The 19,758-nt window shown below is 60.2% G+C and carries 24 protein-coding genes; 13 read left to right on the top strand and 11 right to left on the bottom strand.

What is annotated here, in order from left to right; all coding sequences use genetic code 11:
- The first annotated feature begins 116 nt into the window (after positions 1 to 116).
- Positions 117 to 1,103 carry a hypothetical protein gene (locus NL123_RS21955; RefSeq protein ID WP_494356326.1) on the top strand — a complete coding sequence of 329 codons (987 nt, stop codon included), beginning with the start codon at positions 117 to 119 and terminating at the stop codon, positions 1,101 to 1,103.
- A gap of 113 nt (positions 1,104 to 1,216) precedes the next feature.
- Positions 1,217 to 1,690, top strand: a complete 474-nt coding sequence (greB, locus tag NL123_RS21950; protein ID WP_058427998.1) for a transcription elongation factor GreB — start codon at positions 1,217 to 1,219, stop codon at positions 1,688 to 1,690.
- A 45-nt stretch (positions 1,691 to 1,735) separates the two neighbouring features.
- On the opposite strand, the gene NL123_RS21945 is transcribed toward greB, so the two are convergent.
- Positions 1,736 to 4,246 (bottom strand): ABC transporter permease, encoded by a 2,511-nt coding sequence (locus tag NL123_RS21945; RefSeq protein WP_494356325.1) that lies wholly within the window; start codon positions 4,244 to 4,246, stop codon positions 1,736 to 1,738.
- Positions 4,246 to 4,929: an ABC transporter ATP-binding protein gene (locus NL123_RS21940; protein ID WP_005786391.1), complete on the bottom strand. Its 684-nt coding sequence runs from the start codon at positions 4,927 to 4,929 to the stop codon at positions 4,246 to 4,248. The genes NL123_RS21945 and NL123_RS21940 overlap by 1 nt, the downstream gene beginning before the upstream one ends.
- Positions 4,930 to 4,939: 10 nt before the next feature.
- Between NL123_RS21940 and NL123_RS21935 the strand changes: the two genes are divergently transcribed.
- The 3 genes from NL123_RS21935 (at position 4,940) to NL123_RS21925 (ending at position 6,938) form a co-directional block, all read left to right on the top strand.
- Positions 4,940 to 5,545 (top strand): arylesterase, encoded by a 606-nt coding sequence (locus NL123_RS21935; protein ID WP_248487136.1) that lies wholly within the window; start codon positions 4,940 to 4,942, stop codon positions 5,543 to 5,545.
- 58 nt (positions 5,546 to 5,603) lie between these two features.
- A complete protein-coding gene (locus tag NL123_RS21930) occupies positions 5,604 to 5,897 on the top strand; it encodes a hypothetical protein (protein ID WP_010211879.1) in 294 nt (97 codons plus the stop codon).
- A 72-nt stretch (positions 5,898 to 5,969) separates the two neighbouring features.
- Positions 5,970 to 6,938: a L,D-transpeptidase family protein gene (locus NL123_RS21925; RefSeq protein WP_071496310.1), complete on the top strand. Its 969-nt coding sequence runs from the start codon at positions 5,970 to 5,972 to the stop codon at positions 6,936 to 6,938.
- A 134-nt stretch (positions 6,939 to 7,072) separates the two neighbouring features.
- On the opposite strand, the gene oprI is transcribed toward NL123_RS21925, so the two are convergent.
- The gene (gene oprI, locus NL123_RS21920; RefSeq protein WP_003172710.1) at positions 7,073 to 7,324 is read right to left on the bottom strand and encodes an outer membrane lipoprotei OprI; all 252 of its coding nucleotides are present in this window, start codon (positions 7,322 to 7,324) and stop codon (positions 7,073 to 7,075) included.
- 610 nt (positions 7,325 to 7,934) lie between these two features.
- Between oprI and NL123_RS21915 the strand changes: the two genes are divergently transcribed.
- The gene (locus tag NL123_RS21915; protein ID WP_003189869.1) at positions 7,935 to 8,216 is read left to right on the top strand and encodes a GNAT family N-acetyltransferase; all 282 of its coding nucleotides are present in this window, start codon (positions 7,935 to 7,937) and stop codon (positions 8,214 to 8,216) included.
- Positions 8,217 to 8,282: 66 nt separating this feature from the next.
- On the opposite strand, the gene NL123_RS21910 is transcribed toward NL123_RS21915, so the two are convergent.
- The gene (locus NL123_RS21910) at positions 8,283 to 9,359 is read right to left on the bottom strand and encodes a 3-deoxy-7-phosphoheptulonate synthase (protein WP_016975370.1); all 1,077 of its coding nucleotides are present in this window, start codon (positions 9,357 to 9,359) and stop codon (positions 8,283 to 8,285) included.
- 131 nt (positions 9,360 to 9,490) lie between these two features.
- Positions 9,491 to 9,925, bottom strand: a complete 435-nt coding sequence (locus NL123_RS21905) for a PilZ domain-containing protein (protein ID WP_248487138.1) — start codon at positions 9,923 to 9,925, stop codon at positions 9,491 to 9,493.
- Between NL123_RS21905 and NL123_RS21900 the strand changes: the two genes are divergently transcribed.
- From NL123_RS21900 to cysB, 5 genes are all read left to right on the top strand, one after another.
- Positions 9,924 to 10,310, top strand: coding sequence for a YbbN family protein (locus NL123_RS21900; protein ID WP_248487140.1), 387 nt, complete (start codon positions 9,924 to 9,926; stop codon positions 10,308 to 10,310). The genes NL123_RS21905 and NL123_RS21900 overlap by 2 nt on opposite strands.
- Entirely contained in the window at positions 10,307 to 11,269 is a 963-nt protein-coding gene (locus NL123_RS21895) for a putative 2-dehydropantoate 2-reductase (RefSeq protein WP_248487141.1), read from the top strand. Before NL123_RS21900 ends, NL123_RS21895 begins: the two co-directional genes overlap by 4 nt.
- 15 nt (positions 11,270 to 11,284) lie before the next feature.
- Positions 11,285 to 12,190: a 5'-nucleotidase gene (locus NL123_RS21890; RefSeq protein WP_071488528.1), complete on the top strand. Its 906-nt coding sequence runs from the start codon at positions 11,285 to 11,287 to the stop codon at positions 12,188 to 12,190.
- Between the two features lie 52 nt (positions 12,191 to 12,242).
- On the top strand, positions 12,243 to 12,743 hold the full coding sequence (locus tag NL123_RS21885; protein WP_058427971.1) for a universal stress protein: 501 nt from the start codon (positions 12,243 to 12,245) through the stop codon (positions 12,741 to 12,743).
- Positions 12,744 to 12,846: 103 nt separating this feature from the next.
- A complete protein-coding gene (gene cysB, locus NL123_RS21880) occupies positions 12,847 to 13,821 on the top strand; it encodes an HTH-type transcriptional regulator CysB (RefSeq protein ID WP_012722988.1) in 975 nt (324 codons plus the stop codon).
- A 9-nt stretch (positions 13,822 to 13,830) separates the two neighbouring features.
- Here cysB and NL123_RS21875 read toward each other — a convergent pair whose 3' ends face one another.
- Positions 13,831 to 14,313, bottom strand: coding sequence for a GreA/GreB family elongation factor (locus NL123_RS21875; RefSeq protein WP_248487145.1), 483 nt, complete (start codon positions 14,311 to 14,313; stop codon positions 13,831 to 13,833).
- Between the two features lie 5 nt (positions 14,314 to 14,318).
- Positions 14,319 to 14,687 carry a hypothetical protein gene (locus tag NL123_RS21870; RefSeq protein WP_248487147.1) on the bottom strand — a complete coding sequence of 123 codons (369 nt, stop codon included), beginning with the start codon at positions 14,685 to 14,687 and terminating at the stop codon, positions 14,319 to 14,321.
- A 132-nt stretch (positions 14,688 to 14,819) separates the two neighbouring features.
- Here NL123_RS21870 and earP point away from each other — a divergent pair, with 132 nt between their 5' ends.
- Both earP and NL123_RS21860 read left to right on the top strand, forming a co-directional pair.
- Entirely contained in the window at positions 14,820 to 15,953 is a 1,134-nt protein-coding gene (gene earP, locus NL123_RS21865; RefSeq protein ID WP_248487149.1) for an elongation factor P maturation arginine rhamnosyltransferase EarP, read from the top strand.
- Positions 15,954 to 16,002: 49 nt separating this feature from the next.
- A complete protein-coding gene (locus tag NL123_RS21860) occupies positions 16,003 to 16,575 on the top strand; it encodes an elongation factor P (protein WP_248487152.1) in 573 nt (190 codons plus the stop codon).
- Positions 16,576 to 16,640: 65 nt separating this feature from the next.
- Here the strand turns inward: NL123_RS21860 and NL123_RS21855 are convergent, their stop codons facing one another.
- From NL123_RS21855 to NL123_RS21840, 4 genes are all read right to left on the bottom strand, one after another.
- Positions 16,641 to 17,657: an alpha/beta hydrolase gene (locus NL123_RS21855; RefSeq protein WP_092247699.1), complete on the bottom strand. Its 1,017-nt coding sequence runs from the start codon at positions 17,655 to 17,657 to the stop codon at positions 16,641 to 16,643.
- A 28-nt stretch (positions 17,658 to 17,685) separates the two neighbouring features.
- Positions 17,686 to 18,105, bottom strand: coding sequence for an organic hydroperoxide resistance protein (locus tag NL123_RS21850; protein WP_071488523.1), 420 nt, complete (start codon positions 18,103 to 18,105; stop codon positions 17,686 to 17,688).
- A 141-nt stretch (positions 18,106 to 18,246) separates the two neighbouring features.
- Positions 18,247 to 18,699, bottom strand: a complete 453-nt coding sequence (locus tag NL123_RS21845) for a MarR family winged helix-turn-helix transcriptional regulator (RefSeq protein ID WP_071488522.1) — start codon at positions 18,697 to 18,699, stop codon at positions 18,247 to 18,249.
- 80 nt (positions 18,700 to 18,779) lie between these two features.
- Positions 18,780 to 19,730 carry a LysR family transcriptional regulator gene (locus NL123_RS21840; RefSeq protein WP_071488521.1) on the bottom strand — a complete coding sequence of 317 codons (951 nt, stop codon included), beginning with the start codon at positions 19,728 to 19,730 and terminating at the stop codon, positions 18,780 to 18,782.
- Positions 19,731 to 19,758 lie beyond the last annotated feature (28 nt).

The following is a 19,758-nucleotide window of genomic DNA, read 5'->3' as shown; positions in this document are numbered from 1 at the left end:
TACGTGCAGGGCGGGCAGACCACTGAAACAATGTGTCGTGTCTTGGAGTGTCTAATTTTTGAATGTTTATTTGTTTTTTATATAAACTTTCTTTCCAAATAATGAGGCCTGATTGCATGATGCTGCTACGTACCCTTGTTCTTGAGCGAAATGGTCAAGATGCTCCGGTTAACGGTGCTCTGCTCTGTGGGTTTGCTGTCGGTCAGACGGCCTCAAACTTTCTTGTTTACAGCCTGGATGAAGAGATAGAACCTGGAAGTTCCAGGGTCTATATTGCGGCTTTGCGTAAAAAACTTGACCGGTATTTTCTGGGAGGCGTCGAATCCAAGGAAGACCTGCAGGTGGCATTGCATGTTTTCAAGCAAATACTGACATTAGCCGCTTCGGGCGTTAAACCCGGTGGTGTTACCGAAACCCAGGTGCCTTATCATTTTGTCGATTTAAAAGGTTGCAAGTTGCCACCTGCCAGGCCTGAGGATCATCACTCGGTGATCATCAAAAAAGCGCTGGTGATGAAAGTGATCACCCTGGGCATGTCTGCGCCGACGTTGCCGGCGATCGAAAGTGCTTCAGTGATCGTGCCGTCCATTCGTTTTTCGTCACAGATGATTTCCCCTCCCAGGGTGGCGAGCCCCTCCGAGTCGCTCCGCTTACCGTCGCATGAGCAACCGCTTGAGGAGCCCCGACAGGTGCCCTCGGGCGCGCCGGTGGACATAGCACAGGCCTCACCTGCTATCTCGCGCGAACCCGATGCGCCGGTACCAACGAAACCCGCGCCTTCAGATAATCACGGTACATTGTTCGAAGTAGACAGCACGCTGACCAACCTTGCCCGTGTCGCTCAAGAGTTGACGCAGCAAAAACTCGCTGCAATCGAGCGGGAGACTGCACTTGAGCAGTGGCAGTCGCGACTGCAGCAGGAACAAAACCAACTGGATGAAAAGGTTCGAGACCTGGAGCAGCGCACCACTCAACTGCATGATCAGTCGCTTGCAGTCAGCCAGAGGACCGAAGCCTTGAAGGTGATGACGTCACAAGTCTCGGGCTTGCGGCAGAGTTTGCGGGGCCTGTTGCTGGAGCTGGACCGCACGCTGGACAACTAGACCGGCCTGGCTACTTTCACGGGTTCATTTATCATCAACGCCAGCCAGCCGAACCCAGGGCATGAAACCCTGGCGTATCGGCACCTATGGACATTGCCTGGGGATGCAAGCGTTTGAGTACCAAGCTGATTACCAAAGAAGGCCATGAAGCGCTGAAAAAGGAGCTGGATTACCTGTGGCGCGAAAAGCGCCCGGACACCACACGCAAAGTGACGTGGGCGGCTTCGCTGGGGGATCGCAGCGAAAACGCCGACTACCAGTACAACAAGAAATTGTTGCGTGAGATCGACCGTCGCGTGCGCTACCTGCGCAAACGCCTGGAAGATATGCGCGTGGTGGAGTACATGCCCGAGCAAGAGGGCAAGGTATTTTTCGGCGCCTGGGTGGATATCGAAAATGAGCAGGGTGAAACCAAGCGTTTTCGTATTGTCGGCTATGACGAGATTTATGACCGGATGGACTACATCTCCATCGATTCGCCCATGGCCCGTGCGCTGTTGCGCAAGGAGGTGGATGACGAGGCTATCGTGCAGACGCCAAGCGGTGACGTGTGCTGGTGGATCACCGGGATCGAATATGTGAAGTGAGCAAAATGGGCCCGTATTCTGTAAGGAATGCGGGCCCATCGCGTTTCAACCTTCGCGCAACACCGTCAGCGGGCTGGCATTCAGCGCGCGGCGGGTGCCGAACACACCGGCACCGCCGATCAGCACGGCACCGATCACTGGGAGCAGCAACAGCCACGGGTGAGGGTGCCAGGCCAGGTCAAATGCGTAGCGGTACAGCACGAACGTCACCAGCTCCGTGCCCAGCGCGGCCAGCAACCCACTGACGGCACCCAGCAAACCGAACTCGATACGCCTGGCCTTGACCAGCAGCTTGCGTTCGGCGCCCAGTGCGCGCAACAGCGCGCCCTGGCGGATACGTTCGTCCAGGGTGGCTTGCAGGCCGGAGAACAACACCGCCATCCCCGCCGCCAGCACAAACAGCAGCACATACTCCACTGCGAGGGTCACTTGGGCGAGGATGCTGCGCAACTGCTCCAGCAGCGCCTCGACCTGCAGGATGGTCACCGCCGGGAACGCGCGTGACAGGTCGACGATCTGCTGGTCATGCCCGGGTGCCAGATAGAAGCTGGTCAGGTAGGTGGCCGGCAGGTCCTTCAAGGTACCCGGTTGGAAAATCATGAAGAAGTTGGGCTGGAAGTTATCCCAGTTGATCGTGCGCAGGCTGGTGACCCGCGCTTCTCGATTCTCTCCGCCCACGGTGAATACCAAGTGGTCGTCGAGCTTGAGCTTGAGGCTCTCCGCTACCTTGGCTTCCACCGAGACACCCGGGATTTCATCGGTAGGTTGCGACGACCACCACGAGCCCGCCGTCAGGGCATTGCCTGGTGGCAGGTCGGCGGCCCAGGTCAGGCTCAGGTCGCGTTGCACCGCACGGTCGCCGCTGGAGTCCTTGCTGACGATTTCCTGTACCGGTTCGCCATTGATACTGATCAGGCGCCCCGGCACCACCGGGTACAGTGGTGCGGATTGCGCCTGCAGTTCCAGCAGACGGGTGCCAAAGGCATCCTTGTCGGCCGGCAGGATGTTCAAGGCGAAATAATTGGGTGCGTCCTTGGGCAGCTGGTTTTGCCAGGTATCAAGCAGCTCGCCGCGCAACAGGGCGATCAAGCCCATGGACAGCAGGATCAAGCCGAACGCCAGGGATTGCCCGGCGGCCGCCAGCGGGTGGCGCAGCAACTGGCCCAGGCCCAGGCGCCAAGGCAGGGAGGCACGGGCCAGCAGGCGCCGCAGGCTTTGCAGCAACAGCAGGAGCAGGCCGCCGAGTACCAGCGCAGCCACCACGCCGCCACCGAGCAGGGCGAAGGTCAGCACCAGGTCGAGGCTCAGGCGCCACATGATCAGGCCCAAGGCGAACAGTGCCGCGCCGTAGACCATCCAGGTGCTGGAAGGGATCGGCAGCAGGTCACGGCGCAACACCCGCAGCGGTGGCACTCGACCCAATGCGGCCAACGGCGGCAGGGCGAAACCGGCGAGGGCGACCAACCCGGTGCCGATCCCGGCAACCGCCGGTAGCAGGCCGCCGGGTGGAACGTCTGCGGGCAACAGGTCGTGGAGAAAGTAGAGCAGGCCAAACTGCGCCAGCCAGCCCAGCAGGGCGCCGACCAGGCTGGCGAAAAGCCCCAGGACGCTCAGTTGCAGGCTGAACAGCAACATAGCTTCACGTCGTGACAAGCCCAGGCAGCGCAGCAATGCACTGGCGTCGAAACGTCGAGTGGCGAAGCGATTGGCCGACAACGCCACCGCCACACCCGCCAGCAACACGGCGACCAGGCTGGCCATGTTCAGGTAGCGTTCTGCCTTACCCAGGGCGCCGCCGATTTGCTGGTTGCCGTCCCGTGAATCCTGCAGGCGCTGGTTGGCGGCGAGCCCCGGCTTGATCAGGTCACGATAGGTCTGCAACACGGTGCTGCCCTGCGGCCCGCGCCATAGTTCGCGGTAGCTGACGCGGCTGCCGGGCTGCACCACACCGGTGGCGTCCAGGTCCGCCAGGTTGATCATCACCCTGGGCGTGAGGCTGTAGAAGTTGCCGGCGCGGTCCGGCTCATAGGTGAGCACGCGGGCCAGGCGCAGGGTCTTCATGCCCACATCGATGCTGTCGCCGACCTTGAGGTCCAGCGCCGTCAGCAGCCGCGCTTCCACCCAGGCTTCACCGGGTTTCGGGCCACCCCCTGGAGTTTCATCGGCAAAAGGCGCGGCTGCGCTTTTCAGTTCACCGCGCAATGGGTACTGCTCGTTGACCGCCTTGATGCTGGAAAGCTGGATGCCATTATCGGTGGCGATGACGCTGGAGAACTCCACGACGCGGGCGTGATCCAGGCCCAGTTCGGTGCCGGACCGGATTTGCTCGGGGCGGGCTGGCGAACTGCCTTCAAGCACCAGGTCGGCACCGAGGAATTCGGTGGCGCGCAGTAGCATGGCGCCGTTGAGGCGCGCGCCGAAGTAACCGATGGCGGTGCTGGCGGCGACTGCCACCAGCAGGGCGAAGAACAACACGCGCAATTCACCGGCGCGGGCATCGCGCATTAATTGGCGCATGGCCAGGCTGAACAGGCGCAACAGCGGCAAACGTGCCATCAAGGCTCCAGGGGCGCGACCATCAGGCCGGCTTCAAGGCGGATCAGGCGTCGGCAACGATGGGCCAGGCGCTCGTCGTGGGTGACCAGCACCAGGGTCGTGCCGCTCTCCTTGTTGAGTTCGAACAGCAGGTCGCTGATGCGCTCGCCGGTGTGGCTGTCGAGGTTGCCGGTGGGTTCATCGGCAAACAGCACGTCCGGTTCGGCGGCAAAGGCGCGGGCAATCGCTACCCGTTGCTGTTCGCCACCGGAGAGTTGGCGTGGCGAATGGGTCAGGCGTTGGCCCAGTCCGACGCGCTCCAGCAGGTGCCTGGCACGCTCGCGGGCGTCTTTGCGGCCGTCCAGCTCCAGCGGCAGCATGACGTTTTCCAGGGCGTTGAGGCTGTCGAGCAATTGGAAGGATTGGAATACAAAACCCACATGCTCGGCACGGATGCGCGCGCGCTGGTCTTCATCGAGGGTACTGAGGGCTTGCCCGGCGAGGGTGACTTCGCCGCTGCTGGGCAGGTCGAGGCCGGCCAGCAGGCCGAGGAGGGTGGATTTGCCGGAACCGGAGCTGCCGACGATAGCCAGGCTATCGCCCTTGTTCAGTTCCAGGCTCAGTTCGTGCAGGATAGTCAGTTCACCTTCCGCGCTGGGAACCACTTTGCTAAGGTTCCGCGCGGTGAGAATGCTTGCGCCCATGGAGAATCCGATGCGAATGTGGTTTTTGAGTGCTGGCCTGGCCTTGATGTGCATGGCCCAGAACGCAGCGGCGGGTACAGTCCTGATCGTTGGCGATAGTATCAGTGCCGGTTTCGGCCTGGATACCAGCAAAGGGTGGGTGGCCCTGCTGCAGCAACGGCTCAAGCAGGAAGGTTTCGACGATAAAGTAGTCAATGCCTCCATCAGTGGCGACACCAGTGCCGGAGGCCTGGCGCGGCTGCCGGCGGCGCTTGCAGAGCACAAGCCGGATGTGGTGGTCATTGAGTTGGGGGGCAATGATGGCCTGCGCGGGCAACCGCCTGCGCAATTGCAACAAAATCTTGCATCAATGATTGACCAGTCCAAGGCCGGTGGCGCCAAGGTGTTGTTGTTGGGGATGCAGTTGCCGCCCAATTATGGCCCGCGATACACCACCGCATTTGCCGAAGTCTATGGCGAGCTGGCCAAGCAAAAAAATGTCCCGCTGGTGCCGTTTTTCCTCGATGGCGTGGGCGGTCACCCGGAGCTGATGCAGGCTGATCAACTTCACCCGGCGGTCGGCGCCCAGGGCAAGTTGCTGGAAAATGTCTGGCCGACGCTAAAACCGCTGCTATGACGCTTTTCTACCGGCAGGCTTTCGGCTAAGGTGGCGCCCCCCCGATTTGGAGCCCCTGATGTCGCGTCCTGCCTGGTCCCTGTTTAACTACCAACTGATCGAGCCGGACGAGCAGCTGGATCTGTTCGCCTGCCAGGAAGTGCGGGTGCATCTGGTGGCGCGTCAACTGGAACTGGGCGGCTCTATCGATCGCACGCTGTGCGGCACCCTATTGCCGGCGCAACCGCGTTGGTCTCGGGTCGATCGTTCGATTTTCCAGGACCAGCGCCTGTGCCCGCTGTGCCGTGCCATCCTGGAGTCGCAGAAGCGCGGCACGCCGCCGATCTGGCCGGAGCTGCGTTTCGAGTTGTAGGGGGCAGCTAGAAGCGCGCTTCACGTATACAATCGATGTTTACCTACCCGTCGTCTGCGAAGGATTTACCGGATGTTGTCGCGCCTTTCCGTCGTCACCTGCTGCCTGTCTCTCGCTGCGCTTTGTGCGGCCGGTTCTGCGTCAGCTTTGCAGTTGCCTTTGCCCCCACCGGGTGAAGACATCGTCGGCCAGGTCCAGGTGATCAAGGCCAAGTACGAAGACACCTTTGCCGACCTGGGCACCACCTATGACCTGGGCTACTCGGAGATGGTCGCGGCCAACCCGGGCGTGGATGCCTGGTTGCCGGGCGCGGGCACCGAGATCGTATTGCCGACGCGTTTCATCCTGCCGCCGGGGCCTCGCGAAGGCATCGTGATCAACCTGGCGGAATACCGGCTCTATTACTACCCCAAGGGTCAGAACGTGGTCTACACGTTCCCGTTGGGGATTGGTCGTGAAGGCTGGGGTTCACCCATCGCCCATACCAGCATCATTGCCAAGACGCCAAACCCTACCTGGACCCCGCCCGCCTCGATCAAGGCCGAGCACGCCGCCAATGGTGACCCGCTGCCCAACGTGGTGCCGGCCGGCCCGGACAACCCACTGGGTCCGTTCAAGTTCACCCTGGGCACGCCGGGTTATCTGATCCACGGTTCCAACATGAAGTTTGGTATCGGCACGCGTACAAGCCACGGCTGCTTCCGCATGTTCAACAACAATGTGCTGGAGATGGCCGGCATGGTGCCGGTGGGGACATCGGTGCGCATCATCAACGATGCCTACAAGTTCGGCAGCAGCGGCGGCAAGGTGTACCTTGAAGCGCATACGCCCTTGAATGATGACGGTACGCCGTCGGTGGTCGACAAGCATACCGCGGTGATCAACGCCTTGCTCAAGCGTGAAGACCTGGCGAACAATTTGCGGGTCAACTGGGACCAAGTGCGTGACGTGGTCGCGGCGGAAGATGGTTTGCCGACGGAAATCGGTGTGCCCGGCGCAGCGTCGGTTGCCGCCAGCGCGCCGATCGATCTGCAGCAATAAGGCGCGACATCAAACGCCCGCCAAGGCCTTGCGCCAGGGCGGGCTTTTTATTGCGCGTGATTCAGGCACAAATCCCAGGCAATAAAAAAGCCGACCCATAAATGGATCGGCTTGATAACAACCCCGAGGGATTATTACTTGCGGCTAGCTTTTTCAAGCATGCGCAGAGCGCGCTCGTTAGCTTCGTCAGCAGTCTGTTGTGCTTTTTGAGCAGCAGCCAGAGCTTCATCAGCTTTACGGTAGGCTTCGTCTGCACGGGCCTGGGAGCGAGCTGCTGCGTCTTCAGTTGCAGTCAGACGAGCTTCGGTTTCTTTGGAGACGCTGCTGCAACCGGTAGCCAGAACTGCGGCCAGAGCCAGAGCAGAGAATTTCAGAACGTTGTTCATCGTGTTCCCCTTCAAGGACTTTCTATTAGATGGCTAGTATCTCAGAGTGAGCCAATAGCCGGCGTACATACTACCCATTACTTGTAGTAAGTAAACTGACGTAGCGCAAGAAGCAAAAAAAATTCTCGTGCCGAATCTATTTTGGCTAATCTTTTGGAGTTTTGTATAAAAACTGTCCAATTTTTTTAACCAGGCGTAAATCGGATCCAGGCTGAAAGGGCCGGCCCGCATGTGTTAAGCCCTGTAAACAGATGAAATTTTATATATCCACGCCGACACTTACGTTCAGCATGGCTTCGCGTTGCCCGGTATCTTTTGCGCATGTAGAGGTGACTTTAAGAGCGCCTGTTCGTCTCAAGGTTCAACTGCCGGCAATGTTCAGGCGTTCGATCATCGGTAGATCGAAGCCCTTTCTATATCCACCCGTGGCAGGGGATGACGAGTGCGCCTTGAGCAATTGCAGGATTGGTGCCTACTATTCCCTACGTGCAGGTGTGAGCGCTCAGGGTTTTCTCGTTGTCGAAACCGGCACGGGGTGGCGTAGATGTTCCTTCGCCGGAAAAACATCGGTAAGGTAGGGGTCAGAATCCAAGACCCGCGAGGAGTAGTGATGAGCGAGGCGTTGTCCATCCACCATGACCAGGCTGGTCATCAGTTCGAGACCAATGTGGACGGTCATCGTGCCTATCTGACCTATATGGATCTCGGCAAACAGACCCTGGATATCTATCGGACCTTCGTGCCCAACGCACTGCGGGGCCGTGGTATTGCGGCGGCACTGACCGAGGAAGCCTTGAAGTTTGCCGAGGAGGCGGGCTACACGGTGATCCCGTCCTGCTCCTATGTCGAACGCTACATGGAGCGCCACCAGCGCCATGCCGCGAAGTTGTAAGGCACAATCAGCAGCATGAAAAACGCCGGGCTCAGCCCGGCGTTTTTGTGTGCGCTCCATACAGACTCAGGTGCGCTTGCGCTTAGGCAGCACGTCCTTGAGCTTGGCGTGCATGCTGCGCAGTGTATTTTCGGTGGCGGCCCAGTCGATGCAGGCATCGGTGATCGACACGCCGTACTGCAAGTCGGCCAGGTCTTTTGGAATCGCCTGGCAACCCCAGTTCAGGTGGCTCTCGACCATCAGCCCGATGATCGACTGGTTGCCTTCGAGAATCTGGTTGGCGACGTTTTCCATCACCAGTGGCTGCAGGGCCGGGTCCTTGTTGGAATTGGCGTGGCTGCAGTCGACCATGATGTTCGGCTTGATCTTGGCCTTGTTCAACGCCTGCTCGCACAGCGCAACGCTGACCGAGTCATAGTTGGGCTTGCCGTTGCCGCCGCGCAGTACCACGTGGCCGTAGGCATTGCCCTTGGTGGTGACGATGGACACGCCACCTTCCTGGTTGATACCCAGGAAACGGTGCGGGCTGGAAACCGATTGCAGCGCGTTGATCGCCACAGTCAGGCCGCCGTCGGTGCCGTTCTTGAAACCCACGGCCGAGGACAGGCCGGACGCCATTTCGCGGTGCGTCTGGGATTCAGTGGTGCGTGCGCCGATGGCCGACCAGCTGATCAGGTCCTGCAGGTATTGCGGGGAGATCGGGTCCAGGGCTTCGGTGGCGGTGGGCAGGCCCATCTCGGCCAGGTCCAGCAGCAACTGGCGACCAATGTGCAGGCCGTCCTGGATCTTGAACGAGTCGTCCAGGTACGGGTCGTTGATCAAGCCTTTCCAGCCGACCGTGGTGCGCGGTTTTTCGAAATAGACGCGCATCACCAGGTACAGGGTGTCGGACACTTCCGCCGCCAGCACCTTGAGGCGCTCGGCGTACTCGTGGGCAGCCTTGAGATCGTGGATCGAGCAAGGCCCGATGACGACGAACAGGCGGTGGTCGGTGCCATCGAGAATGTCACGGATGACTTCGCGGCCCTTGGTGACGGTCTGCAGGGCAGCGTCGCTCAAAGGGATTTCGCGCTTGAGCTGATCGGGCGTGATCAGGGTCTCGTTGGATTCAACGTTTAGGTCATTGATCGGTAAATCAGCCATCGTGTTACTCGTCAGGGTCACGGGTGCCGGCCGCCAGCCATCCCCGTGCGGCGGAGCACAGCATGATTTGAATGCAGGGGGGAGGAACCTTAGCGCGTAACACCGGCCCGCGACAATGGGCAAAGCCCGCTTTAATCCAGTGCTGGCGCCACAAAGGCTTCGTGGGAGAACTCGCTGGCATGGCGCGATACCCACTCACGGGCCAGGGCTTCGAGTTGCTGGGGTGTCGGTTCGGTGTCTTCGTGCTGGCGGCAGTAGCGCTCTATCCGGCATGCTTGCTCACCCATGCGTGCACCGAACAACGCATGTTCATCGGTAAACGAGACACCGACGCGGTAGCCGTTTTCCACCTTGCGGCACCACGCCACATAGCCTGGATAACGTGCGCTGGCACCCAGGGACGGGATATGCAGATCAACCGCCGTGCCTTCGCGCCAAGCGCGTGGCCAATGGCAGGCGATGCCGCCCAGGCCGATAGCGTGCAGGCGTTGGCGAGGGATGGCGGGAGAGGGACGTTGGATTAACTCGACAGCGACATCATCAGGGTGAGGTAAAAAACGACCCATGTACACGGACTCCGAGCACCGTCCAATTGACGGCGGTGGCAGCAGTATAGTGAAGGAACTGGAATTGACCGACCTGGATATTGACCAGCAATTGCTGGGATTGCCAGGTATTTCTCTGGTGATCTTTACCAGCGCAGGGTGTTCCAGTTGCCGCTGGGCACGCCAGCAAGTGCCGGGCTGGCCGTTACCGGTGGACCGGCTGTGCTGGGTGGACGCCGGGCACAACGGTGGTGCGGTCGAACGCTACCAGATCTTTCATTTGCCGGCGCTGTTCGTGGTGTGCGAGGGTCAATTCCTTGGGCAAATACAGACACGTCTTACGCGTGACGACGTTTTCGATGCCGTAAAACAGGCACTCACCCGTCCAACTGAGGATTTGCCATGACAGCAGTTACACCCCAGCCACCACGCATTGGCATCATCGGCACCGGTGCCATTGGTGGTTTCTACGGCCTGATGCTGGCCCGCGCCGGTTTCGATGTGCACTTTTTGCTGCGCAGCGAATACGCGGCGGTCAGCGAGCACGGCCTGCACTTGAACAGCACCGTGCACGGCGTATTGCATCTGCATCCCGTGCAGGCCTACGCCCGCGCTGCCGATATGCCGCCATGCGACTGGCTGCTGGTGGGCACCAAGTCGACCGGCAACGTCGAATTGGCCCCGACCCTCGCCCAGGTGGCGGCGCCGGATGCCAAGGTGGTGTTGCTGCAAAACGGCCTTGATGTGGAAGACAGTCTGCGTGAACACTTGCCGGCGTCGCTGCACTTGCTGGGTGGCCTGTGTTATATCGGCGTGCACCGTTCTGGTCCGGGCGTTATCGAGCACCAGGCGTTGGGCCGGGTCAATCTGGGGTATCACAGTGGCACCGCGGCCAATGATGACGCCCGCCAAAAGGAGATTGTCGACGCAGGCGCCGCGTTGTTTCACCAGGCCGGTATCGAGTCGCAGGCCATGGCCAATGTGCATCTGGCACGCTGGCACAAGCTGGTGTGGAACGTGCCTTACAATGGCCTGTCGGTGTTATTGGGCGCGGGGACCACGGCGATGATGGCGGACGAATCCAGCCGCGAACTGATCCAGGCGCTGATGGCCGAAGTGGTGCAGGGTGCCCACGCCTGTGGTCATGAGATTCCCCAAAGCTACGCCGAGCAGATGTTTACCCTGACTGAAACCATGGACGATTACCTGCCGAGCATGTACCACGACCACGTGCACAAACGCGCGCTGGAACTGGCGGCGATCTACGCCCGCCCACTTGCTGCGGCCAGGGCTGCCGGCTGTGAGCTGCCACGGATGCAGGCGCTGTATCAGGCCTTGAGTTTTATTGATCGGCGTAACCGCTGAGCAGGGGGACACACCATGGCAAAGGGATTGGGCGACAAACTGGTGCTGGCGATTTCGTCGCGGGCACTGTTCGACCTCAGCGACAGCCACAAGATCTACCTCGCCCAAGGCGTTGAGGCGTACCGCAAGTACCAGATCGAGCACGAGGAGGAAATCCTCGAACCCGGCGATGCATTTCCGCTGGTCAAGAAACTGCTGAGCCTGAACGCCAGCCTGGGCCGTGCGCGGGTTGAAGTGGTGCTGGTGTCGCGTAACAGCGCTGACACCGGCTTGCGCGTGTTCAATTCGATCCAGCATTACGGCCTGGATATTTCCCGTGCCGCTTTCGTAGGCGGTCGTAGCCCTTATCCTTATTTGGCGGCGTTTGGCTGCCACCTGTTTCTTTCGACCCATGCCGAGGATGTACGCAGTGCCCTCGATGCGGGGTTCGCGGCGGCGACGATTCTGTCGGGCGGCCCGAACCGCGCATCCAGCGAAGAACTGCGCATTGCCTTCGACGGCGACGCTGTACTGTTTTCCGATGAGTCAGAACGTGTGTACCAGGCCGGTGGCCTGGCCGCGTTCCAGGCCAATGAGCGAGAGGCGGCGCGCCAACCGTTGCACGGCGGTCCTTTCAAGGGTTTTCTGGCGGCACTCAACTTGTTGCAGCGCGAGTTTCCCGATGAGGCCTGTCCGATCCGCACCGCCTTGGTCACTGCCCGTTCGGCGCCGTCACACGAGCGGGTGATTCGCACCTTACGTGAATGGGATATCCGCCTGGACGAGTCGTTGTTCCTTGGCGGCCTGGAGAAATCTGCATTCCTGGAGGCGTTTGCCGCCGATGTGTTTTTCGATGACCAGGCCGGGCATTGCGAGAAAGCCATGGAATTTGTCGCCACCGGGCACGTGCCCCATGGCATCAGTAATGAGGTGAAGATCTAGGGCGCTGCTAAGCTGATTTCATCTCCGCCATCCTGGCAGTCCAGGAGGTTCTATGATCCGTTCGATGCTGTACGCCACGGACCTCGGTCTGTACGCGCCTTATGTGATGCAACATGCGCTGGCGCTGGCTCGAACGTTCAAGGCGGACCTGTATGTGATTCATGTGGTCGAGCCCATCGGCCTGTTCGCCGAATCGGTGTTGCAGAGCTACCTTGATGAGAAGGCCCTGAGTGAGTGGCAAAGCCAGGGGCTGACCACGGTCATGGCGACGATCGAACAGCGGGTGCTGGACAGTTTTCGCGAGGAGTTGGGGGACGGCGAGCAAGACCTGAAGTTGATTCGCTCGGTACGGGTGATCCAGGGGGACCCCTGCGAGGTGATTCTCGACCAACTGCGCAAACTTTCCGTGGATCTGTTGATCGTAGGAAGTCATAGCCATGCAACCGCGGCGGCCACCCCGTTGGGCCGCACCGCTGCGCGGGTGCTGCAGCTGTCTACGGTGCCGGTCTACCTGGTGCCTTCGTTGCAACGTCGACGCAGTGATGACGTGTGATGGATGAAAAGGATAAAAAGTTCTAGATTTATCCATCAAACCTTTAATATAGTTATATACCGTCGCTGATACCCGTGGCGTCTATCTGCTTTGAGGGACACATATGAAGCTTCAACAACTGCGCTACATCTGGGAAGTGGCGCACCACGACCTCAACGTTTCCGCTACCGCTCAAAGCCTCTACACCTCGCAACCCGGTATCAGCAAGCAGATCCGCCTGCTCGAAGACGAGCTGGGCGTCGAAGTGTTCGCGCGCAGCGGCAAGCACCTCACCCGTGTCACCCCGGCCGGTGAGCGCATCATCACCACCGCCGGCGAGATCCTGCGCAAAGTCGAAAGCATCAAGCAGATCGCCCAGGAATTCTCCAACGAGAAGAAAGGCACGCTGTCCATCGCCACCACCCACACCCAGGCGCGTTACGCGTTGCCGCCGGTGATCCGTGATTTCATCAAGCAGTACCCGGATGTGGCCCTGCACATGCACCAGGGTTCGCCGATGCAGATCGCCGAAATGGCCGCTGACGGCACCGTCGATTTTGCCATTGCCACCGAGGCTCTTGAGCTGTTCGGCGACCTGGTGATGATGCCGTGCTACCGCTGGAACCGTTGTGTGGTCGTGCCGCAAGGTCACCCTTTGGCCAAGCTGCCGAAGCTGACCCTGGAAGCCCTGGCCGAATACCCGATCGTGACCTACGTGTTCGGTTTCACCGGCCGTTCCAAGCTCGACGAAGCCTTCAGTCATCGTGGCCTCACGCCGAAAGTGGTGTTCACTGCCGCCGACGCCGACGTGATCAAGACTTATGTACGCCTGGGCCTGGGCGTGGGCATCGTCGCCAAGATGGCGGTCGACACGGCCCTCGACAAAGACCTGGTGGTGCTCGATGCCAGCGAGCTGTTCGAGTCCAGCGTGACCAAGATCGGCTTCCGTCGTGGCACCTTCCTGCGTGGCTTCATGTGCGATTTCATCGAGAAGTTTGCGCCGCACCTGACCCGCGAAGTCATGGCCAAGGCGATCCAGTGCCACAACAAGCAGGAGCTGGAAGAGCTTTTCGACGGCGTTGAATTGCCCGTCCATTAAGCCAGCGGTTTATTTGGCCTCGGTAACCGTAAAATGTTGCCGGGCGCCTGCCACCAGAATCTCCACCTCATCGCCTTCGAACTTGCCCAGCAGGCTTTTGCCCAGTGGTGAGCGCGGGGTGATGACGGTCACCGGTTGTCCAACCACGTCAACCTTCAAACCGGCCGCATCCGGCGCCAGGAACAGCCATTGCTGGCGACTGCTCTCATCTTCCAGGCCCAGCAGGGTGCCGACTTCTATACCGCGCTGATCATCGTAGGCCCGTAATGGCAGGTTCTGGCACAGCGCCAACGCCTGCTTGATCTCCTCGACGCGCTTGGCTTGCCCGGCCGCCAGGTAGGATGCCTCCAGCCCGAGGGTGTCGTACTTGTTTTCAGCGATGTTTTCTTCGTGGGTCGCGGTTTCGTAGGCGGTCTGCGCGGCGCGCTGGGCGATGTCGAGGTCGACGCTGAGCTTTTCCAGGATGAGCAGGTGGACGGCGTGTTTATTCATGGTCATCAATCGCAGAATTGCAGGACATTGGCCCGGGTCTTTTCGTTGGGAGCGTTCTGGTCCTGTTGCAGCCAGAACTGGCATTTGGGGTTGGACAGGTTGCGCGCATTGTTGCGCGCCTGGTCCAGGCTCTGTTGCTGCTCCTGTTTCTGCAGGTTCTGCTGATACTGCTCGAACATGCGATTCGGCGGTTCAGGCGCGGCCACCGCAGGCTTGCCCAATTGCTGCACTGCCTGGGCCACCGGCGCCAGGCTCTGGGGGAACAGGTAGCGCGACGCCAGCCAGGTGGTCAGCACGATGGCGATAAACCCCAGCCATACGCCAAACGAGATAGCGGCACTGAGCTTGAACAGCGACAACGGACGATCAGACATGAGGCCCTCCTGGCAGGCATTGACGGCGTGGCGGCGATTGTCGCACAGCCACCGTGCAGAATAATCGTGATCAAGCCTTCTGCATCCGCACATTTATGCGGACAATCGAACCTTTGAGCGTTGGAGCCCGGAATGAAAGCCCGCTGGGATATTTTTTGCAGCGTCGTCGACAACTTCGGCGACATCGGCGTGACCTGGCGCCTGGCCCGGCAACTGGTGGCGGAACACGCCTGTGATGTGCGCTTATGGGTTGACGACCTGCGCGCATTCGAACGCATGTGCCCTGAGATTGATGTGCAGCTCGATCAACAATGGCAGGAAGGCGTCGAAGTGCGTCATTGGCCGGCCGAGTGGGTGGGCGCGCCCGCGGCGGATGTGGTGATCGCCGCGTTTGCCTGCCAGTTGCCGCCTGAGTATATGGAGGCCATGGCCGAGCGTGAACGCACGCCGGTGTGGATGAACCTGGATTACCTCAGTGCCGAGGAATGGGTCGTGGGTTGCCACCGGCTGCCGTCGGTGAAGTTCAAGGGCGTGCAGAAGTACTTCTTCTTCCCCGGATTCCGCCCCGGCACCGGCGGCCTTTTGCGTGAGGCCGGGTTGCTGGAACAGCGTCGGGCTTTTCAGCAGGATGCGAGTGCGCAGCAAGACTTCCTGCAAACCTTGGGTGTGTTTCCCACAGCCGGTGCGCGGCTGATCTCACTGTTTGCCTACGAAAATGCCGGGCTCGCCAGTTGGTTGGACGAGTTATCGACGGACGGGCGTGCCACTCATCTATTGGTGCCGGAGGGGCGCATTCTGGGCGATGTGCAGCGCTGGCTGGGTCTGGATCGGCTGGTGGCGGGGGATATCCACCAGCGCGGCTCGCTGACCGTGCAGGTCATCGCTTTCGTGCGTCAGGAGCAATACGACCGCCTGCTGTGGTGCTGTGACTTCAATGCCGTGCGCGGCGAAGACTCGTTCGTGCGCGCCCAGTGGGCCGGGCGCCCACTGCTGTGGCATATCTATCGACAGGACGAAGATATTCACCTCGACAAACTCGATGCCTTTCTGGATCTGTACACCGCCGGTTTGTCACCCGCTGCAAGGCAGGCGTTGATCGGGCTCTGGCAAGCCTGGAACACGGAGGGCGATATGGCCCAACCGTGGAAAATGCTGCTGGAACATTGGCCGGAGGTCAGCCAGCATGCCGAAACATGGTGTCTGGAACAGGGCTTGCAGGCCGATCTTGCGACGGCGCTGGTGAAGTTTTATGAAAGTTGGATATGATACGCCACCTTGAATTTTGTAAATCCCATCCAAATTTCGGATATATGCAATGAAAACTGGTAAAGAACTGAAACCCGGTACAGTGATCCGTCTCGAAAACGACCCTTGGCTGGTTCAGAAAGCTGAGTTCACCAAGTCTGGTCGTAACAGCGCCATCATGAAGACCAAGCTGAAGAACCTGCTGACCGGTTACAAGACCGAGATCGTCTACAGCGCCGATGACAAACTGGACGACGTAATCCTCGACCGCAAAGAAGCGACCCTGTCCTTCATCAGCGGCGACACCTACACGTTCATGGACACCACCGACTACACCATGTACGAGCTGAACGCTGAAGATATCGAAGCCGTTCTGCCGTTCGTGGAAGAAGGCATGGAAGACATCTGCGAAGCGATTTTCTTCGAAGACCGCCTGGTTTCCGTAGAACTGCCAACCACTATCGTGCGTCAGGTTGACTACACCGAAGGTTCCGCTCGCGGCGACACGTCGGGCAAGGTGATGAAGCCAGCCAAACTGAAAAACGGTACCGAACTCGCCGTTGCGGATTTCATCGAAATCGGCGACCTGATCGAGATCGATACCCGCGAAGGCGGTTCGTACAAAGGTCGCGCCAAGAAGTAATTCTGGCCCCGCAGATACGAAAAAAAGCCCGACCTTGAGTCGGGCTTTTTCGTGGGCGCTGTTTTTTACTTCAAGTGTTGCTTCAGCTCATCCGAGGCCTGGAGCAATGCGGAGCGGACTGCCGGGACTTGGCTGACCACGTTGAGCAAACCGTAGTCGTGAATCATGCCGTTGTAGCGCACGGCAGTCACCGGTACACCGGCTGCGTCCAGCTTGCGGGCGTAGGCTTCACCCTCATCCCGCAGCACATCGGCGCTGGCTGTCTGGATCAGCGCAGGTGGCAAGCCTTTGAGCTGGTCGGTGGTGGCCCGCAGCGGCGAGGCATAGACCTCGGCGCGCTGGTTGGCGTCGGTGGTGTAGTTGTCCCAGAACCACTTCATCATGTTGCGGGTCAGGAAGTGCCCTTCGGCGTACTGGTTGTAGGACGCGGTGTCGAAATTGGCGTCGGTCACCGGCCATAGCAACAATTGGAACTTGATCGCCGGCGTGCCCTTATCCTTGGCCATCAGGCTGACCACTGCCGCCATGTTGCCGCCGACACTGTTGCCCGCGACCGCCAGGCGCTTGCCATCGACGTTGATCTCTTTACCGTGCTCGGCCACCCATTTTGTGGCGCCGTAGGCCTGGTTGATCGCCACTGGGTAATGCGCTTCCGGTGAAGGCGTGTAGTTGACGAATACCGCCACCGCCCCCGAACCCACCACCAGATCCCGCACCAGGCGCTCATGGGTCGGGTAATCCCCCAGCACCCAGCCGCCACCGTGGAAGAACATGAACACAGGCAATGTGCCCTTGACCCCGGCTGGCCGCACGATGGTCAGGTCCAGCGGCTTGCCGTCGACCTGGATGGTCTTCTGGCTCACATCCGCCTTGGGCAAGGTCAGCTTCACACCGGCCTGGGCGCCGGTCAGTACGGCACGGGCGTCCTTGGGCGTCAGTTGTTCCATCGGTTTGCCGTTGCCTGCGTTCAACACATCCAGGAAGGCCTGGGTGTTGTGCTCGACTTCACCGGTCGCCGCAAAGGCGTGGGTGATGGACAAGGCGAGCAGGGTGCCGGTGAGCGCTTTACCAATTGTGTTCATTTCGTTCTCCAGGGGCGGCCGGTTTCATTTAGACGATCACGTGCAGGCGTACATCGACGTTGCCACGGGTGGCGTTGGAGTAAGGGCAGACTTGGTGGGCGGCGTCGACCAGGCTCTGCGCGTCGTCCTGGGCCAGGCCGGGCAGGCTGATGTGCAGGTCGATGTCCAGGCCGAAACCGCCGGGGATCTGGCCGATGCCAACGTGGGCGGTGATCGAGGCGTCATCCGGGATTTTGCGTTTGGTCTGGCTGGCGACGAATTTCAGGGCACCGATGAAGCAGGCCGAGTAGCCGGCAGCGAACAGTTGTTCAGGGTTGGTGGCCTGGCCGCCGGCACCGCCCAGTTCTTTGGGGGTGGAGAGTTTGACGTCGAGGATGTTGTCGCTGGAAACAGCACGACCATCACGGCCGCCGGTGGCGGTAGCTACTGCGGTGTAGAGCGTTTGCATGGTGTTTTCCTCTTGGTTTTTAGCGCTAAATGTTTGCGCACTAAGTAGTTGGTGAGGCAAATGTATAGCGCTAATGTTTAGCGCGCAAGATAAATTTATAAAATATTTTCGTGTAGCCAAAACCGATGTGGGAGGGGCGTTCTAAATTGCGTTCTGCAAGTTGCTGCGCAGTGCAATCAAATCAGCTTGTAGCTTGCGTAGTTGGTCCAACTCCAGGCCGCTGGCGCCCAGGATGCACTGCGGGATCCCCAGGGCCTTGTCCTGCAATGCCCGCCCGGCCTCGGTCAGTTCTACAACCACGACGCGTTCATCCTCGCGGCTGCGGGTACGGCTGAGCACACCTTCGGCTTCCAGGCGCTTGAGCAGTGGGGTAAGCGAGCCCGGATCGGTCAGCAGGCGGCTGCTGATTTCGCCGACGGTCAAACCATCCTCTTCCCACAACACCATCATGGCCAGGTACTGCGGGTAGGTCAGGCCAAGTGCTTGCAGCAATGGCTTGTAGACCTTGGTCATCAGCAGCGAGGTGGAGTGCAAGGCGAAGCACAGCTGGTTGTCCAGCATCAGGGATTCGCACGGATCAGGATTCTTGCTCATGGCGGTACCTCGAAAAAGCATGTCTGGGCTGGAATCTAGCGGGCAAATCTTTAATGCGCCAGATAATTCTGACCGAATGGTTAGACCAGGCCACTCTGTAGCGCCAGATCCCAAGGCGGCACCGGGCTGAAGCGGGACTTCAGATATTCCAGCAGCAATCGGCTGCGGGCATTGGGTTGCTGTTCCAGGCGCAGCGCGTAGATTCCGGTGGTCTCGGGGCTGGGCAGGCCGTCTTCGCAGAACAAGGGCAGCAGTTCGCCGCGCACCAGGTATTCGCTGGCCAGCCACGTGGGCAGGTGAGCGATACCCAGTCCTGCCAAAGCACCAGACAACAAGGCTTCAGCGTTATTGGCGCTCATGCGGATGCGCTGCGGTCGATAGGTGGCACGGCGCCCATCCAGCTCGAAGCGCCAGGCGAACGTCGGCGCCAGGCCATCCCAGTCCAACCCGTCATGTTCGCTCAGTTCCCGAGGGTGGATCGGCGTGCCCCGGCTTTTCAGATAGGCCGGGCTGGCGCACGCGATGCGCACGATGCTGGCCAAGGGCGTGGCGATCAACCGCGTGTCGACGAGATGGCCGGCGCGCAGCACTAGGTCCACCTTGCCCAGGTGCGCGCCCTGCATATCCACAAAGCTGTCGATCAGATGCAGGTGCACATCCAGTCCCGGGTAGACATTGAGGAAATCCGCGATCACCGGCGCCAGATGCCGTCGACCAAATGCCGCTGGTGCATCGACTCGGATGAGGCCTTCCGGCGCATGGCTGAGGGACACCGCTTCGGCCCGCGCCAGTTGCAGCTCGCTGACAATCCGCCGTGCCCGCTCGGCGAAGGCCAGCCCCGCCGGAGTCGGCACTACGGCGTGGGTGCTGCGCTGGAACAAGCGGCTGCCCACCGAGCTTTCCAGGCTGTCGATCCGCCGTGCTACCGCCGACGGCGTCAGCGGATGGCGGCGTGCGGCGGCGGAGAAACTGCCGGTCTCCAGTACATCGAGAAACAGGCTCAGTTGATCGGTCAGAGGATTGGGGTTCATCGTAGCGTCGCTTATGCGAGATTGGCAC

It is taken from the genome of Pseudomonas sp. FBCC-B1565 (assembly GCF_059133265.1).
Note: the sequence above shows the minus strand (reverse complement) of the source record. Positions and strands in the feature narration are given on the sequence as shown.

Coding starts and splice junctions, on each gene's coding strand:
- NL123_RS21860 (WP_248487152.1), top strand. CDS start 16,003: ATGAAAACTGGTAAAGAACTGAAACCCGGTACAGTGATCCGTCTCGAA.
- NL123_RS21870 (WP_248487147.1), bottom strand. CDS start 14,687: ATGTCTGATCGTCCGTTGTCGCTGTTCAAGCTCAGTGCCGCTATCTCG.
- oprI (WP_003172710.1), bottom strand. CDS start 7,324: ATGAACAACGTTCTGAAATTCTCTGCTCTGGCTCTGGCCGCAGTTCTG.
- cysB (WP_012722988.1), top strand. CDS start 12,847: ATGAAGCTTCAACAACTGCGCTACATCTGGGAAGTGGCGCACCACGAC.
- NL123_RS21840 (WP_071488521.1), bottom strand. CDS start 19,730: ATGAACCCCAATCCTCTGACCGATCAACTGAGCCTGTTTCTCGATGTA.
- NL123_RS21935 (WP_248487136.1), top strand. CDS start 4,940: ATGCGAATGTGGTTTTTGAGTGCTGGCCTGGCCTTGATGTGCATGGCC.
- NL123_RS21945 (WP_494356325.1), bottom strand. CDS start 4,246: ATGGCACGTTTGCCGCTGTTGCGCCTGTTCAGCCTGGCCATGCGCCAA.
- NL123_RS21845 (WP_071488522.1), bottom strand. CDS start 18,699: ATGAGCAAGAATCCTGATCCGTGCGAATCCCTGATGCTGGACAACCAG.
- NL123_RS21900 (WP_248487140.1), top strand. CDS start 9,924: ATGTACACGGACTCCGAGCACCGTCCAATTGACGGCGGTGGCAGCAGT.
- NL123_RS21890 (WP_071488528.1), top strand. CDS start 11,285: ATGGCAAAGGGATTGGGCGACAAACTGGTGCTGGCGATTTCGTCGCGG.
- NL123_RS21875 (WP_248487145.1), bottom strand. CDS start 14,313: ATGAATAAACACGCCGTCCACCTGCTCATCCTGGAAAAGCTCAGCGTC.
- NL123_RS21925 (WP_071496310.1), top strand. CDS start 5,970: ATGTTGTCGCGCCTTTCCGTCGTCACCTGCTGCCTGTCTCTCGCTGCG.
- NL123_RS21905 (WP_248487138.1), bottom strand. CDS start 9,925: ATGGGTCGTTTTTTACCTCACCCTGATGATGTCGCTGTCGAGTTAATC.
- NL123_RS21930 (WP_010211879.1), top strand. CDS start 5,604: ATGTCGCGTCCTGCCTGGTCCCTGTTTAACTACCAACTGATCGAGCCG.
- NL123_RS21940 (WP_005786391.1), bottom strand. CDS start 4,929: ATGGGCGCAAGCATTCTCACCGCGCGGAACCTTAGCAAAGTGGTTCCC.
- NL123_RS21855 (WP_092247699.1), bottom strand. CDS start 17,657: ATGAACACAATTGGTAAAGCGCTCACCGGCACCCTGCTCGCCTTGTCC.
- NL123_RS21850 (WP_071488523.1), bottom strand. CDS start 18,105: ATGCAAACGCTCTACACCGCAGTAGCTACCGCCACCGGCGGCCGTGAT.
- NL123_RS21885 (WP_058427971.1), top strand. CDS start 12,243: ATGATCCGTTCGATGCTGTACGCCACGGACCTCGGTCTGTACGCGCCT.
- NL123_RS21895 (WP_248487141.1), top strand. CDS start 10,307: ATGACAGCAGTTACACCCCAGCCACCACGCATTGGCATCATCGGCACC.
- NL123_RS21910 (WP_016975370.1), bottom strand. CDS start 9,359: ATGGCTGATTTACCGATCAATGACCTAAACGTTGAATCCAACGAGACC.
- earP (WP_248487149.1), top strand. CDS start 14,820: ATGAAAGCCCGCTGGGATATTTTTTGCAGCGTCGTCGACAACTTCGGC.
- NL123_RS21955 (WP_494356326.1), top strand. CDS start 117: ATGATGCTGCTACGTACCCTTGTTCTTGAGCGAAATGGTCAAGATGCT.
- NL123_RS21915 (WP_003189869.1), top strand. CDS start 7,935: ATGAGCGAGGCGTTGTCCATCCACCATGACCAGGCTGGTCATCAGTTC.